Below are 15,226 nucleotides of genomic sequence, written 5' to 3'. Positions count from 1 at the left end.
ACTTGCAGCTACCGGCAGGGCATCTCTTCGGCTTAACGAATTACTCGAATCGAGCTAGCAGAGAGGAAGGCTGAACAGCTGATGCGAATCGGTATAGCGCTGCGCGCCACCGCCTTGGCCCTCGCGGCGGCGGTCGGTCTCGGACTCGCGGCGGCGGCCCCCGCCGGAGCGGCCGGCGAGGTAGACCGCTACCTGGATCTACCGCTGGTGAACCGGGACGCCGCGAGCAGTCCCGGCGGCGTCAACCCGGAACTGCCCTACGACGCGGCCGAGCTGCGCGGGCTGCTGGACGAGGCGCGTGCCCAAGGGGTCGCGCCGACCCGCTACGCCGCGCTGCTCTACCAGTACTGGCTGGTCGACGCGACGAACAAGGCGGGCATCGACCTGCGCTCGTGGGATCCGCGCGCGGGCGTCGAGGCCAACCGCACCAATCTCACCAGGTCCTACCGCTACTACGAAGACCTGCAACTGAACCACCGTGAGCTGCAATGGGCGGGCATGGGCGGTCAGGTCGGCGCCGACTTCGGCGGCGGCCTCATCGATTTCGAGATGATGGGCAACATCTACGGCCTGCCCGGGCTTTCCGAATCCGCGCGCGGCGTCATCGCCGCGGTCGACCAGGCCGCCGGACCGCAGGCGGTGGCCCAGCTTCCGCGCGGCCTGATGGCGCTGGCCGAGGCCGGTTCGCAGATTGCCCCGGAGGACCTGCGCTACATCATCGGGATGATCCTGGTGATGCAGAAGAACATCTTCTCCGATCTGATGCCGATGCACGATGCCTACGTCACCGAAGGCCTTCCGGCGCTGGAAGAATTCCAGGCCGCGGGGTTGTTCGGCGCGGACATCATGGCGGCCTGGCGCGGGGTCGCCTCCGGTGAGTACGACCGGATCGCCTCGGGCAACGGCACTCTGCTGCGCCGGGAACAGGAATGGGTGATTCGCGACCAGTGGGATTCGGTGCGCGGTTACAAGGGCAGCGTCGGCGAGGCCATCACCTACGTCAGCGGCGCCGCGGGCTCGCCGTCGGTGGCCGGGGTCGCGCCGCCCCGGGAATTCAATCCGGTGCGCATGCGGGTCACGCTGGCCGACGGACGTCCTGCGCTGATGACTTTGCCACTGCCGGAATGGAATTGGTCGGAATTCGACTCGCGCTGGGACTACATCACCACGGAGCTGCTGCCGAAATACAAGTTCCAGGTCGAAAACAACTGGCCCGCATTGGAAGCCGTGATGCGCACACCGTACGAGATCCAGATGGAATCGCACCGCCCGTTGTTCAACATTCCGCAGCTGCTGGATTCGGCCGCCCGGCAGATCCAGGTAACTCCGATCGACACGATGGCGGTGCGCTAGATGAAACTGTTCACCGCGGCCGTCGCGACGGCCACCGCGCTGATGCTGTGCGCGGGAACCGCCGCGGCGCAGGGGGAGATGCCGACGCCCGGACTGGACCGGGTGTTCAACGGTTTCGTCGTCGGCCAGATCCAAGGTGCGCAACCGGTTCCGCCGGATCAGGCGTTCCAGGCGCTGCTCGCCGATGACCCGTTCTATCAGGAGCCGCCGCTGACCGGCGCCGAACAGCCGGGCACGCTGTTGAAGGCGAAGAAGGTCGACGTGATGTTCCTGGGCATCACCCCGCCCGACGTCGAGGCCTACAAGCTGATGTACGTCACCACCGGCATCGACGGGGTCACCCCGGTGATCAGCACCGGCATCCTGATGATCCCGAATCACGGTGCGCCCGTAGGGGAGAAGAAGGTCATCTCCTACCAGGAGGCCAACGACAGCGTCGGCTGGTCCTGCCACCCGAGCACGCAGTGGACCGGCGGCGACCCGCTCGACGGTTCGTCGTGGTCGGCGCTCGGCCCGCTGGCGCTGATGTTCGACAAGGGCTACGCCGTGATGATCTCCGACGTCGGCAACGACGGAGATCGCAAGCCGCACGGCGTATTCGCGGGCAAGTTCGCCGCGCACGCCCAGCTCGACGGTGTCCGCGCGGCATTGGCGCATCGCGAGGCCGGGCTCGATCCGAAGGCGCAGATCGGCCTGTTCGGCATCGCCGGCGGCGGGGTCGGCGCGGCCTTCTCCGCCGAACTCCAGCCCACCTACGCGCCGGAACTCGACGTGAAATCCGCTGTGCTGGAAGGAATGGTGGTCAACCCGCGCAACTTCATGCGGGTCGCCGACGGCTCGGTCGGCTCCGGTTTCGCGCTGGCCACGCTGCTCGGCCTGGAGCCCGCGTACCCGGAGATGGAGGTGAACGCCAAGCTGAACCCGGCGGGCGTCGGGTTGGCCAACGCCTTCCGTACCCAGTGCCAGACGCCGGCCTACTTCGGGCTGCCCTTTCTGCCGCTCAACACCCTGTTCAACTCGGGCCTGAGCCCGGCCGACGAGCCCGCGTTCCAGCGCGCGTTCGAGGAGAACACCCTGGGCCGCTCCGGCACACCGAAGGCCAAGGTGGCCATCACCTCCTGCGTCGCCGACGACTCACCGATGTCGCTGGTGCCCGCCAAGGACTCGCGGGAACTCGCCGACATCTATCGGGCAGGCGGCGCCGAGGTGACCTACCAGCCCACCGACTGCGGCATGGTCCGCATGCTCACCGACATCTACGGCTGGGGCACGGATCTGTTCGGCATGCAGACGATCGACTGGATCGACCGCAATTTCGAGTGAAAAGGATTACCCGCCATGGCATTTCTCTACGGCATCAATTATCTGTTCTGGTACGGCCCGCTGGCGGTCGCGAAGTTGATGGCACAGGCCGCCGGCTTCTGACCGGCCGCTGAGGACCGTGGCTCCCCGTGTCTCGCGGGAGCCACGGTCTTTTCGCTACGCGCCGGGAAGCTCGTTGTGCCCGCCGAACGCCTTGCGCATCGCCGACAGCATCTTGTCCGCGTAGAGCGACTCGCCGCGCGAGGAAAACCGTTGGAACAGTGCCGAAGCCAGCACCGGGGCGGGCACCCCGGTGTCGATCGCGGCGTCGAGCGTCCACCGGCCCTCGCCGGAATCGGAGACCCGGCCGCTGTAGGAATCCAGGTTCGGGTCGGCGTACAGCGCGCTCGCGGTGAGGTCCAGCAACCAGGAGGCGACCACCGAGCCGCGGCGCCACACCTCGGTCACCTCGGGCACGTCGATCTCGTACCGGTAGTACTCGGGATGTTCGAGCGGCGTCTCCTCGGCGGAGAACTCGCCGTCGTGTTCGGCGCCGTAGTTGGCCTTGTGCAGGATGTTCAGGCCCTCGGCGTAGGCGGCCATCGCGCCGTACTCGATGCCGTTGTGCACCATCTTGACGAAGTGCCCCGCGCCGGCCGGACCGCAGTGCAGGTAGCCCTGCTCGGCCGCCGACGGCTCGCCGGTGCGGCCCGGCGTCCGCTCGGCCGCCTCGACGCCGGGCGCGATGGACTTCAGCAGCGGATCCAGATATTTCACCTGCTCGGCCTCGCCGCCGATCATCAGGCAGAAGCCGCGATCGAGCCCGAAGACGCCGCCCGAGGTGCCGATATCCACGTAGTGAATGCCCTTGGGGCGCAACTGTTCGGCGCGCTTGATGTCCTCGTGGTAGCGGCTGTTGCCGCCGTCGATGATGATGTCGCCGGGCTCGAGCAGCTCGGCCACCTGGTCGATGACGGCGCCGGTCGCGCCCGCCGGGATCATCACCCAGACCACCCGCGGAATCTCGAGCGTCTGTACGAATTCCGCGAGGTCGGTGCTGCCCTGGAAATCGTCGCCCAGCTCCTCGCGCAAGATGTCGATCTGGTGCGGGCGACGTTCGTAGCCGACGGCGGTGTGCCCGTCCCTGACGATGCGGCGCACGATGTTGGCGCCCATCCGCCCGAGGCCGATCATTCCCAGCTGCATGCCATCCATCTCCCTCGTGTGTGCGGTGGCCGGACACTCGTTCGTCCACGATTGTCCCGCTTCGGTCCGATACTGGTCTGTTCGGCTGTGTAACGCACGGTGCGCCGCACCGATAATCAGATCGGCTCCGCGTAGTTGCCAGACCCCCGACCCGGCAACTGCGCGGGGCCCTTTGCGTGTCCGACCGGGTCCTTTGCACGGAATTTGCTGCAGAACGGTGCTCACCGGACGTTGTCGGCATCGCGCACTATCGTTGGCGGAGGCTCGCGTCGTGTGAGCCCCAACTCAACCGAACGGGGAGGACGGTTCGTGACGAGCCAGCCGAGCACCGGACGTCGTGGCCACCAACCGGCGGGCGAGGTCGGTTTACGCCAGCTGCTCGAATCGGCCCAGGCCCAAGGGACGAACCCGCCTCAGGCGCCGAGGACCCCACCGGCGCCGGAGTGGGGCGACGACTCGGCACCCACCGTTCCGATCCAGGTCACTCCGGCACCGCGGGCGAGCCATCGGGCCAAGCCCGGCGAGCGCCCGGTGCGTCGGCCGATCTCCGGTCCGCCGCCGCAGCGGCTGAATCGCACCGTGCTGAAGCGGGCGGGCATCACCGTAGGCGCCGTGCTCGCCGTGGCCGGCCTCGGCTACGCGGTCGACTGGGTGCTGTCCGCGGGAGAGGTCCCGCGCGGCACGGTCGTTTCCGGCATCGAGGTCGGCGGCCTGGACAGGGCCACCGCGGACGCGCGATTGCGCGCGGAACTCGCGCCGCGCGCCGACCGCGAGCTACCGCTGCGCATCGGTGACGTACAGACCAGGGTCGTTCCCGCGACCGCGGGGTTGTCCGTGGACTGGGACGGCACCTGGGACCGGATCGGCACCCAGCCGCTCAATCCGCTCACCCGGTTCACCTCGTTCTTCAGCGCCCGCGACGTCAAGGTGGCCAGCGTCGTCGACGACGTCGCGCTCGAGCGTCAGCTGACCGCGTTGCGCGTGCACGACCGGCCGTCGGTCGAGGGCACCATCGCCTTCGACAAGGCCAGACCGGTCGCCGTCGCCCCGGTTCCGGGCCGGGTGCTCGACCTCTCCGCCGCCCGGGCCGAGCTGATCGACAACTGGATCACCGGCATCACGCTCGACCTCCCGGTACACCCCGCGCCCCTCACCGTCCGCCCGGAGGCGGTCGACCAGGCGCTGCGCACGGTGGCCGAGCCCGCGGTGCGCGCGCCGATCACCTTCGCGGGCAAGGGTGCCTCCGCCAGGCTGGACCCCGAGCAGATCGCCGGCGTGCTGTCGTTCGTGCCCGACGGTCAGGGCGGCCTCGGTCTGTCCATCGATCAGAACGTCGCGGTCGGTTTGCTGGGACCGCAGCTGGTGGCCACCGAGATCGAGCCGAAGGACGCGACGTTCGCGGTGAGCGGCGGCAAGCCGACGGTGGTGCCCGCCGTGGTCGGCGACAAGATCAACTGGCCGAAGACCTTCGAGCAGCTCGCCGCGCTGCTCGCCGCGCCGCAGGAGCGCACCGGCCAGGCGGTCTACGAGAAGGTCGAGCCGAAGCTGACCACCGAGGCGGCGCAGGGGCTCGGCGTCGTCGAACCCATGGGCTCGTTCACCACCAACGGCTTCAGCGGTCCGTCCGGAGTGAACATCAAGGTGGTCGCCAGGAAGGTGAACGGCGCGGTGGTGAAGCCGGGAGATACCTTCTCGCTCAACGACTTCACCGGTCCGCGCGGCACCGCCGAGGGCTATGTCGAGTCCGGCATCATCGACCACGGCCGGCCCGGCACCGCCGTCGGCGGCGGCATCAGCCAGTTCGCCACCACCCTCTACAACGCCGCGTACTTCGCCGGCATGGTGGACGAGGGCCACACCGAGCACAGCTATTACATCTCCCGCTACCCGGCCGCGCGCGAGGCGACGGTCTTCGACGGCGCGATCGATCTGCGCTTCCGCAACAACGCGCCCACCGGGGTCTACATCGAGGCCGTCACCACGGATTCCGAAGTGACCGTACGGCTTTGGGGAACCAAGACGGTCGAGGTGGAATCGGTGACCGGCGACCGGAGCAAGCCCACCGAGCCGACCACGATCAAGCTGCCGAAGGGCAAGGACTGCATCGCCTCCGAGGGTGCGCCCGGCTTCACCACCTCCGACACCCGCATCATCACCGACAAGCGCTCGGGCCGCGAGATCTCCCGGCACACCCGCACGGTCAAGTACGACCCGATTCCCGTCGTGAAATGTGAGTGAGCGCAACGACTCCGGAGATCGGAGCCAACTCCTGGCTAACCCGCAACGCGTCGCTGGTTAGTCCGGGGCGCGGCGAATCATTCTGCGGCAGGGCGACTTTGGTGAGCGACCCCCCGGCGAATGGGATATAACTACGCCAGATTCCGGGACGCCAGTCCGGTTCCGTCTCGGAGTGGGGCTCAAGGTTGAGCGAAGTGTGAAGGGGATACCGTCGTGGACCAGATCGACTCAGTCAGACCGTATGCGGCGGGGCGGGGAAACAACGCCGCAGTCACGCTGGGTACGGCCATCGGAGACGAAGTAGCCCTGCGCGTTGTGCAGGGCAATGGCACGTTGTGCGACGTCGTGGTCGCCGCGTGGGCGATGGGTGTCGATCCGGTCGAGGCGGTGCTGCAATACGCCGAGGCCGCCACCGGAGTGATCGTCGACGACGTGGTGGTGGTGGACGGCGCAGATCCGCGCTGCGCGTAGGCGTTTCCCGGGTCGGCAGTAGGGTGCCGGCACGGCTCTTTTCACGGCGCGTCGCGCCGATTTCGGGCGTGAAGTGTTGCGCCGCAACAGGTCGCCGATAGTGGTTTCGGCTCGCTGTCCCGCGCAATAGGTTTCGAACCGTCGTAACTCCGGCGGTCTCGGTTGGGCCGCGCTATTCCTCCGGGCGTTCGACGTCGCGCAGTGCGGCGGCGACGAATTCACGCATCGGGATGTCCAGTGCGGTGCACAGCGCGTGCAGCTGCTGCATGTCCGGCGATCGATCGCCGTTCTCGAAGCGCTGGATCGTGCTGACCCCCAGTCCGGTCAGCGCGGCGAGTTGCGGGCGCGTCAGCGCCCGCCGGGCCCGGGCCGCCCTGAGTTCTGCCCCGACCGCACGGTTGATGTCCGAAGGTACCTTTTCCACACCCATACGGACCATTCTGAGGTCCGAATGGCTACCTGGCAAACGACATGCCGGAAAAACGCCGAGGGTCACCGCAGCTACCGGGCATTTCGCCCAAAAAGGTCTGGCGAGAGTTGCAACAGGTCCGAACGGACCTTAATGTGCTCCGTATGGAACACTTAGACCTCATGGTTGCCGGGAAGGTGCGGCGCGCCATGTCCGACGCGGGACTCTGTCCCGAGGACTTGGCCGCATGTTCCGGGCTGCCTGCATCCGACCTGCGCAGCCTGCTCGCCGCGCACGGCTCGTTCACGGTGGACGAGCTCGCTCGGATTGCCGCGGCGCTGGACTGCCGCGTTGTCGACCTGCTGCCCGACGGGGGATCTGCGATGACCGTCACTGACGGATTCCGTTCGCCCGGTGCGTCTCGTTTCGCGGATTCGGCGTGTCGCATCAAACATTTTGTGACGCGAATCACTCTGTGCGACAAGGCGGCCGAGCGGTGGTGAGCGATCGATCAGCTACCGCGGCGATGGCACTCGATCAGGTTGCGCGCAATGTGCCCCGGCTCACCGGATTCGGTGCCTGGAGTCCGGGCATCTCCGGCATTCCGTACCTCGGCGGCGACGAACCGCATGCCGTCGCGGTGATTCTCATCCATGATCCGCGCGATGCCCGGGTGCGCAGTGCGACGCTCATCGCGACCCCGCAGCCCGCCGCCGACGACGAATCACGGCCCCGGTGACAAAGCCGGCGCGAATCCGTCGCGCGAACCCCGCCCTCGAACTCTTCCGGCGTCATATCGGCGCGCGCGTCACCTTCACCGGGACAACCGCCGAACGCGGCGGCGTCGAACACGGCGTCATCGTCGACGTCGACCATCGGATGGTGTACGTCGATTACGGCTACCCCAATCCGATCAACGCCGAACTCGGCAATGCCATCGCCACCCACCCGGCGAATCTTCGACTGGAAACCATTGTCGCCGCGCCGGACTCCTGCGATCACTGCGGTACCGCGGCGGAACGCCCAGGCCCGGCATTTCGCGCGTCGCGCTGAACCGGCGCTTCTCGATTCTCATTTCCGACCCGATCGGGTGCGGCCCCGGCGTGGGCGCACCCGGTCTCGTCGTCGACGAAAGGAACGGCCTCGTGGCCATTTTCGGCCGCCGTTTATTCGGCAAGTTGCTAGCTCCGGGCGAGGTCATCGATGTGCTGATGGTCGGAGGGACCTGGAATCCGAACGGTGATCGGGTCACCGCCGCGTTCGCCGAAGCGCTCGATCCGCAGCGTTTTGTCCTGCGCATGGTGCCCTATCCAGCGGATTATGGCCGGCACGTAGCGTTCGCCGACAGTGTTGCCGCCGGTCGGCGCGCACTTCTCAAAGCGATCGAGGCGACCCCCAATCGTGTTCTGCTGGCCGGCTATTCGCAGGGCGCGGGCATCGCGGGCGATCTCGCCGCCGATATCGGGCAGGGGCTGTTCCCGCATCTGGAAGTGGTTGCCTGTGCGTTGATCGCGGACCCGCTGCGCCCGGCCGGCCGGTGCCTCGGCAAGGATCCCGGCGGTTACGGCGTGGTCGGGCAGCGAAACATCACCGGGATTCCGACGTATTGGGTTGCGGCGGAGGGTGATCCGATCACGGCGCTGCCTGCCGGTAACCCGCTGCGGTTGATCGCCGACCTGAGCGCGTATTTCAGCCTGTCCAGTCCCGAGGCCATGGTGCGCTGGGGCCAGAGCATCATCGACATGGCCACCGGCCGTCAGCTGCAACGCTGGTGGTCACCGGAGCATTGGCGTTCCTGGGGCGGCGCCGTCGCCTACGCCCGCGGCTACCTGTTCGACGGGCGGCACACCGAGGACTACATCCGGCACGGTCACGCCCGGCTGCTCGCCGAGGCGATCAACCGTGAGGTGGGTGCGCGCCACCGCGGCCCGCACCCGAGCTGAGCCCGCTGCGATGCCCTGGTTCCAGGTCGACGACCAGCTCGGATTCCATCCCAAGGCGGTCGCGGCAGGCAATGCCGCGATGGGGCTGTGGGTGCGGGCCGGCTCCTGGTCGATGCAGCAACTCACCGAGGGTTTCATCCCGGCCGCGATCGTGCGCGGGCTCGGTTCGGCGGCGCAGGCGAAAAAGCTTGTCGAAGCCGGGCTTTGGACCGCCGCAGACGGAGGCTACCGGTTCCATGACTGGGGCGAGCGGCAGATGTCCAAAGCCGAGATCGAGGACCGACGCCGCAAGCGAGCCGACGCCGGCCGCAAAGGCGGCCAGGTTTCCGGGCAGGCCCGACAGCTACGCGCGCAAGCAAATGCTGCGCCACATGCTCGAACATTCACTGCGCCAACAACTTCAGCCGAAGCTCGGCCGAACGCGGAACAAGTGCCCGAGCGGATCGCAACCCCTGTCCCTGTCCATGGCCTTGGAAATGCTTCCAGGGGAGCACGATCCGCACCACCCGACCGGCAATGCGCCACCCATCGCACGCATCCGGCGCCGCCACCGTGCGGTGCCTGTGGCGATGCCCGGCGAGCCAGGCAGCGCTGGGACGCCGCGCACGGCGACGACCTGCGCGCCGACGCGGCGCAGCGCCGCGCGGCCGCCCGGCACTGCGTGATGTGCGACGACGCCGGCTGGCGGCATCCGCCCGCCGAGTTGCTCGCCGTCAATCCCGATCCGCCCGTGCTCCGCTGCGACCACCACACGGTGACCTCGCTCGATCACTGGCACTCCACCGAAGAGGAAGCCACCCCATGACCACCGAGCACCCGAACCACCTCTACCTCGACCGCGTAGAACTCCGGGCGCTCGCCGAGCTGCTGCGCGAGATCCCTGACCTCGCCGAGGATCTCGCCGTTTCGCTGACCCGGCAGTCCCGGCTCGGTACCCGCGGTGACTACCGGATGAACCGCCGTCCGAGCGAACAGCCGCTGCCTTACAACCCCGCCGCCTCCCGTGCCGCCGACGACTTGCACGCGGTGCTCGGGTCCTGGGTGCGGCTGGTCTGCGAGCAGCGTGGCCTCGACTACACCGGGTCCCCGTCCACGCCGGGCCTGGCCCGCTGGCTCGATCGAAATCTGATCGCGCTGGCCATGACCGAGGGCGCGGAAGGTGCACCCGAGGACATCCGCACGGTCGTGCAGGCCGCGCTGTGGATCGTCTGCCCGCCCGTCGCGCCGGTAGTGCTGGACGTGGGCATGGTGGAGCAGGCGCGGCGGCACCGACTCAACGCGTCCGGGATCGCCTCCCTGGCAGGGGAACTCGGCGAGCAGTATCGAGGTCTCACTGTGCGACGGATTCAAACACTCAGGAACGCAGGGAGAATCACCCCGCAGCCCGGGCCGTGGGCGCCGGGCTGGCCGGAGTTGTACACGGTCGGTGCGGTATTGGACGAGCATCTGGCCTATCCGTCGCGGCGCCGCGCGCGGGCCGACGTGACAGACTCGAATTGACGTGTCTCGAAACGAATTCCGGAGAACAATCGGAGATCGCGTCCGAAAGTTACAGATGTTTCATATGAAATGAATCACAGTATAACCCCTGAATTGCTGGATACTCCAGATCGATGTCGGCTGTTCGAGGATTCACGCTCCGGGGTTGCTGGCGCGAGGGTGGCTGGTTGAAATCGCTTGCCCGGCTTCGCATTGCTGGCGAGGCGTCAACGTGCTCGTATGCCGACATCGTCGCTACGCCAGGCGCCTGACCGTAGAAGTCTCGGTAGGACAGTGGATCCGCGAATATTGTTCCGAAACCCTCGCCGTGCATGGCCCGTTATCGATGAGCAATACATCCCGCTCTAGTGGGTGTGGCTAAAAGGTCGCTGCCCGGCGAAACCCTGTGATAGAAAAATTCTGCTCGACGACCAGCAGGTCGCCGATGGAGGGACCAATTCTTCAAGGGGAAGATTCCGATAATGAGCAAGATTCGCGTCTTCGGCGTTGTGTTCGCGGCTACCGCCGGCATTGTTCTGGCCGGTTCGGGCCTGGCCTCCGCGGGCGCCGGTGACGGCTCGGGTACCGGCTCCGCCAAGCCCAGCGCCACCGCGGGCGAGGGTTCGGGCACCGGCTCCGCCAAGACCGGCACCTCCGGCGAGGCGGACAGCGGTTCGGCCACGCTGCTCGTCGACCTGCTCAAGCTGCTGGCCACGGGCTCGGCCGAGTAATCCCGAAGCGTCGATATGTCCTGACCCTCATCGGGAGACATATCCGCTCGGAGGACCAGACATGATTGCCCCACCTCGTCCAGAGGTGGGGCAATCGTCGTTTCCCGGCTCCCTCGCGTCTGCCCAAAAGTAGCTATCTGCCTGCGATTTCGACCCGAATCCGTATCCGGGGGTTGACATCCGGCGCGCTTTAGGTGAAGCTTTGTGCAGCGCCAGAGCTGCGCCCTCTTCCGGAACTCGCCGGAACCTCCGCATTACCCATTACTTTCATACTCGGCTTCCGCGCGGCCCCGTCCACTTCGGTGGGCGGGGCCGCGAACAGTCCAGCCGCAGAGCGCATCCCGCTCCGCCCCACACGTGTGGCATGCCCCCGAAACCTCTTCGAGATCGACGACAAGCGGGCACGAGCCTGCCACATACCCGCCCCGGTTTCCGCTCCCGTCTCCCGCCGACCCTCTCGCTCGCGGTCGTAGATGGAAGAAGCGACCGGGGCGTTTCGCCCCACCCCCGATCCACCCCCTGGTCGGGGGTGGGGCACACCTTCCCCGCGCGGCATCGCAAACCCGTTGGCGCCAAGCATCTTTCGACACCCGAGGTCCGACATGGACAACACCGTCTTGGAACTGCTCGACATGGCCGACCACGCCACCCCCGCAGCCCCCCTCACCATCGCCAAGGCCCACGAGTCGATGCGCGTCCACCGCGCCTGCTCCACCGACCACTGCCGCCGAAAAGCCCTGGCCTTCAACACCTTGATCGCCGCAGGCCGCATCGTGCCCGACTCGTCCCGGCAGCACTGACCCGACCGAGAGGAGGTGAACCATGCTCACCATCGCCCTCGATTTCATCAAGCTGGCCTGCCACCTAGCCCCCCTTGTCCTCCCGGTGATCCTGCCCCTGCTCGGCCTGTGAACACGATCGGTTGCCGACCGTCGCGTCGGTGTGTCCCTCGTCGATATCGAATCCTGATCGGAGCGCGAACGCGTGACCTACACCCAAGTGAACCTGCCATTCACCGGCCTCGCGGGCCCGCGAGGTGTCGACGTCGATGCCGACCGCAACACCTACGTCGCCGATCACAACCGCATCCTCGAGCTGAGTGCCGCAGGTGTGCAAACCACCCTGCCGTTCAACGGGCTCGGTGCGGTATATGCGGTGAAGGTCGATGCGGCAGGCAATGTGTTCGCCGTCGACTACGGAAATCACCGCGTCGTCAGACTCGGTAACGACGGGGTGCAGACCACGGTGCCGTTCGCCGGGCTGAGATTCCCCACCGGCGTCGACATCGATGCGGCCGGGAACATTTACGTCGTCGACGGCGGAAACAACAGGGTGGTCCGCCTCGGCCGCGACGGTACCGAAACCACTTTGCCGTTCCAAGATTTGGATCGTCCCTTCGGTATCGCGGTGGACGGTACCGGCAACGTCACCGTGTCGAACCAGATCGAATGGCGCGGCATCGTCCGGCTGAGCCCGCAGGGTGTGCAGACCAAACTGCCCTTCACCGGCCTCGACGCCCCCGCCGGTGTCGACGTCGACTCCGCGGGCAACACCTATGTGGCCAACTCGGGTCAAACCTCCAACGGCGCTCGCGTTTTGAAGCTGACCCCGGCCGGCGGGCAATCCGTCCTGCCCTTCCGGTTCCTGAGCATCCTCCGCCCGGTCGGTGTCGTAGTCGAAGCCTCGGGCAGCGTCACGGTCGCCGATTGGCAGGGTTCGGTGCAACGTCTGGAGTGCACCGCGAGCTGAGTCACGCGTGTCAGCCGGGCCCGATCCTACTGCAGGAGTGGGCTTTTCCTACCCATACTCGAAGGCAATACATGATCGCGAGAGAACATCGTGCCTGACAAAGAAGTCGTCGAATCCATTCAATTCGCCAATCATCAGCCTCCGCCGGAGTACCTGAAAACTGATACCGGGCAACTGGTCACGCCGGAGTTTCTCGCATTCATCCAGCAGGCGCTGAGTGGGAAGCTTGCCGAATCCGCGGACACCGCGGAGCTGGATCCGCAGGTGAAGGCACTGGCGGAAGAATTGTCGGTAATCCATCTGCCGCAATGGCAGAGCAAGCGGTCGCCCAAGATCGCCGAACCGACCGTCACCGGGATGAAGCAGGCGACTCGGGTCGCGGAATATCTCGTAAAGCGCGGTGTGCGAGTACATCCCGAGCTGGAAGAGATCCGCTGGGCGGCGACGCCGGGTGGTTCGCCTGGTGCGTTCGACACCGGCCTGCATGTCACCAAGGACGAAAACGGCGAATGGCCGGTGCTGGATCCCGAGTCGTTCTACGACCTCGATGACATCCAGGTCAACCAGACCGACGACGGCCGCTGGTACGCCGTCCATCCCCGCGGCCTCTCCTTCGAGGCCGCGACAAAGACCGAAGCCTATGCGGGAGTCGTCGATCAATTGCGTCAACGGATCGAACAAGCCCGGCAAGAGCCATAGCCACGAAAGGGTGGTAGCGCGATGACCGAACGGATCGTGTACCCCGACATCGAAAAGACTCTGGTCGATTACCTGACCGCGCAACTCGCCGGAGTGTCCGACACCGCGAAGGTGGTGACCCGGATTCCGGATCCTCGCCCGCCGCGCATGGTCCGAGTCGTACGCAACGACCGAATACTGCGCCAGGACGTCGAAGACCGGGAGGGGCGCCGCGGCCCGGATCTGATCCTGGATCGACCACGCGTCGTTGTCGAATGCACCGACGATTCCGGTGCGGCGGCCGATTTGGCCGCGCTGATCCGCGGCATCCTTTCGGCCGCGGCGCCGGGTTACCTCGGCACGGTGTGGTGCGAATACATCGAGGATGTCGGCCTCCAGAACGACACCGACCCGGCGACGGCCGCCCCCCGGCACGCCGTCATCGCCGACCTGATCGTCCGCGGGAAAGTCGCCTGAAACGTCTTGCGTGGCAGGACAACTGATCGATTGAATAAGGAGAGTTGCAGTGACTCAGCGAGAAATCGGCCTGCTGAAGGACGAGACCCTGCTCGTGCGGTGGATTGCGGAGCCATTCCGGTACGCGAGGTTGGTTCGCGTACCGGCCAATCCCGGCCCCTCCACCTATGTTTTCGATATCCATCCGGTCAAGCAATCGGGCAGCGACCAGTTCACCCAGGTCGAGGCCAGATTCTACTTTCCCAACTGTGTGGTCAGTTACAACACCGGTGACAACGTGCGCGGCAGCCAAGTTTTCTATCGAGACACTTGGGGCCAGAAGACCGTGAAACAGCTATTGGTCTCGATGCTCGCCGACTATGACGGCGGCTACGAGATAGTCGATTGGGGCGGCTTCGCCGTTTCCGACGATCGGCCCGCTATTCAAATCTACTGACTCGGAACGCCACAACCCGAAAGCGTGCGAGGCGTAGTCCTCGCCTGACTCCCCCTCATGGGAGCCACAACTGAATAACCACATCCCATGGGCCTGCGCAACAATCCCAAGGGAGAATCACCATGGCTTTGCCCTCTAGCAAGTACATCGGCGCCGGTACCCCGGTCTCCGTCTCCGGCGGTGTGCTGGTCGCCAACCTCGGCACCAAGCTGCCGGCCTCGGCGTCGGAGGCGCTCGACCCCGCGATCTTCAAGCCCCTCGGCTACGTCTCCGAGGACGGCATCGAGTCCAAGGGCGAGCGCAAGATCGAGCAGATCAAGGACTGGAGCGCCGATATCATCGCCAACCTGCAGACCGAGCATTCGGTCCGCTTCGGCCTCACCCTGTACGCGGTGTGGGACGAGGACGTCCTCAACGAGGTGTTCGGTAAGGCAAATGTCACCGTGACCGCGGCCACGGCCACCAGCGGCAAGCTGTACACGGTCAAGGAGACCGGCTCGGTGCTGGAGCGTCGTCTGTTCGTGTTCGACATGCTGAGCGAAAAGAAGAAGATGCGCATCGTGCTGCCGAACGCGTCGATCTCGCAGGTTCAGGAGCGCAAGTTCGTGTCGAAGGAACTCGCCGGCTTCAACATCACCATCGAAGCCTTCAAGGACGACGCCGCCAACAAGGCGTACCGCTACCTCGACGACGGCATCATCAAGGCCGCCTGATAAAGCCCCCAGCGGTGGCGGGTTTCACACCTATGCGCAGG

The 15,226-nt window shown here is 66.4% G+C and carries 19 protein-coding genes; 17 read left to right on the top strand and 2 right to left on the bottom strand.

The annotated features are described in order from the left end of the window. Positions 1-81: 81 nt before the first annotated feature. Complete coding sequence (locus ACFYO1_RS23090; RefSeq protein ID WP_387234399.1) at positions 82-1,353, top strand: hypothetical protein; 1,272 nt, start codon at positions 82-84, stop codon at positions 1,351-1,353. Further along, entirely contained in the window at positions 1,354-2,676 is a 1,323-nt protein-coding gene (locus ACFYO1_RS23085; RefSeq protein ID WP_387234396.1) for a lipase family protein, read from the top strand. Between the two features lie 156 nt (positions 2,677-2,832). On the opposite strand, the gene gnd is transcribed toward ACFYO1_RS23085, so the two are convergent. After that, a complete protein-coding gene (gnd, locus tag ACFYO1_RS23080) occupies positions 2,833-3,861 on the bottom strand; it encodes a phosphogluconate dehydrogenase (NAD(+)-dependent, decarboxylating) (RefSeq protein ID WP_387234393.1) in 1,029 nt (342 codons plus the stop codon). Between the two features lie 309 nt (positions 3,862-4,170). Here gnd and ACFYO1_RS23075 point away from each other — a divergent pair, with 309 nt between their 5' ends. Beyond that, positions 4,171-6,099 (top strand): VanW family protein, encoded by a 1,929-nt coding sequence (locus tag ACFYO1_RS23075; RefSeq protein WP_387234390.1) that lies wholly within the window; start codon positions 4,171-4,173, stop codon positions 6,097-6,099. 213 nt (positions 6,100-6,312) lie between these two features. Next, positions 6,313-6,570 (top strand): hypothetical protein, encoded by a 258-nt coding sequence (locus ACFYO1_RS23070; RefSeq protein WP_387234387.1) that lies wholly within the window; start codon positions 6,313-6,315, stop codon positions 6,568-6,570. Positions 6,571-6,742: 172 nt separating this feature from the next. On the opposite strand, the gene ACFYO1_RS23065 is transcribed toward ACFYO1_RS23070, so the two are convergent. Then, the gene (locus ACFYO1_RS23065) at positions 6,743-7,000 is read right to left on the bottom strand and encodes a helix-turn-helix domain-containing protein (RefSeq protein ID WP_191093744.1); all 258 of its coding nucleotides are present in this window, start codon (positions 6,998-7,000) and stop codon (positions 6,743-6,745) included. A gap of 41 nt (positions 7,001-7,041) precedes the next feature. Here ACFYO1_RS23065 and ACFYO1_RS23060 point away from each other — a divergent pair, with 41 nt between their 5' ends. From ACFYO1_RS23060 to ACFYO1_RS23000, 13 genes are all read left to right on the top strand, one after another. Next, positions 7,042-7,482, top strand: a complete 441-nt coding sequence (locus ACFYO1_RS23060; protein WP_387234383.1) for a helix-turn-helix domain-containing protein — start codon at positions 7,042-7,044, stop codon at positions 7,480-7,482. Next, entirely contained in the window at positions 7,479-7,718 is a 240-nt protein-coding gene (locus ACFYO1_RS23055; RefSeq protein ID WP_387234380.1) for a hypothetical protein, read from the top strand. The genes ACFYO1_RS23060 and ACFYO1_RS23055 overlap by 4 nt, the downstream gene beginning before the upstream one ends. Further along, entirely contained in the window at positions 7,715-8,032 is a 318-nt protein-coding gene (locus ACFYO1_RS23050) for a hypothetical protein (protein ID WP_387234377.1), read from the top strand. The genes ACFYO1_RS23055 and ACFYO1_RS23050 overlap by 4 nt, the downstream gene beginning before the upstream one ends. A gap of 92 nt (positions 8,033-8,124) precedes the next feature. Further along, positions 8,125-8,922 carry a hypothetical protein gene (locus ACFYO1_RS23045; protein WP_387234374.1) on the top strand — a complete coding sequence of 266 codons (798 nt, stop codon included), beginning with the start codon at positions 8,125-8,127 and terminating at the stop codon, positions 8,920-8,922. After that, positions 8,891-9,727, top strand: coding sequence for a hypothetical protein (locus ACFYO1_RS23040; protein WP_387234372.1), 837 nt, complete (start codon positions 8,891-8,893; stop codon positions 9,725-9,727). Before ACFYO1_RS23045 ends, ACFYO1_RS23040 begins: the two co-directional genes overlap by 32 nt. Continuing rightward, entirely contained in the window at positions 9,724-10,422 is a 699-nt protein-coding gene (locus ACFYO1_RS23035; RefSeq protein WP_387234368.1) for a hypothetical protein, read from the top strand. The genes ACFYO1_RS23040 and ACFYO1_RS23035 overlap by 4 nt, the downstream gene beginning before the upstream one ends. Before the next feature lie 461 nt (positions 10,423-10,883). Continuing rightward, complete coding sequence (locus tag ACFYO1_RS23030; protein ID WP_387234365.1) at positions 10,884-11,132, top strand: hypothetical protein; 249 nt, start codon at positions 10,884-10,886, stop codon at positions 11,130-11,132. 602 nt (positions 11,133-11,734) lie between these two features. Continuing rightward, the gene (locus ACFYO1_RS23025) at positions 11,735-11,932 is read left to right on the top strand and encodes a hypothetical protein (RefSeq protein ID WP_387234363.1); all 198 of its coding nucleotides are present in this window, start codon (positions 11,735-11,737) and stop codon (positions 11,930-11,932) included. A gap of 184 nt (positions 11,933-12,116) precedes the next feature. Beyond that, positions 12,117-12,881: a hypothetical protein gene (locus ACFYO1_RS23020; RefSeq protein WP_387234360.1), complete on the top strand. Its 765-nt coding sequence runs from the start codon at positions 12,117-12,119 to the stop codon at positions 12,879-12,881. A gap of 90 nt (positions 12,882-12,971) precedes the next feature. After that, a complete protein-coding gene (locus ACFYO1_RS23015) occupies positions 12,972-13,580 on the top strand; it encodes a hypothetical protein (RefSeq protein WP_387234357.1) in 609 nt (202 codons plus the stop codon). 21 nt (positions 13,581-13,601) lie between these two features. Continuing rightward, entirely contained in the window at positions 13,602-14,036 is a 435-nt protein-coding gene (locus ACFYO1_RS23010; RefSeq protein ID WP_387234355.1) for a hypothetical protein, read from the top strand. Positions 14,037-14,085: 49 nt separating this feature from the next. Next, entirely contained in the window at positions 14,086-14,472 is a 387-nt protein-coding gene (locus ACFYO1_RS23005; RefSeq protein WP_387234352.1) for a hypothetical protein, read from the top strand. 122 nt (positions 14,473-14,594) lie between these two features. After that, positions 14,595-15,185, top strand: a complete 591-nt coding sequence (locus ACFYO1_RS23000) for a hypothetical protein (RefSeq protein WP_150400188.1) — start codon at positions 14,595-14,597, stop codon at positions 15,183-15,185. The last annotated feature ends 41 nt before the right edge of the window (positions 15,186-15,226 follow it).

It is taken from the genome of Nocardia sp. NPDC006044 (assembly GCF_042871115.1).
Lineage (GTDB): Bacteria > Actinomycetota > Actinomycetes > Mycobacteriales > Mycobacteriaceae > Nocardia.
This window is presented reverse-complemented; position numbering and strand designations above follow the sequence as displayed.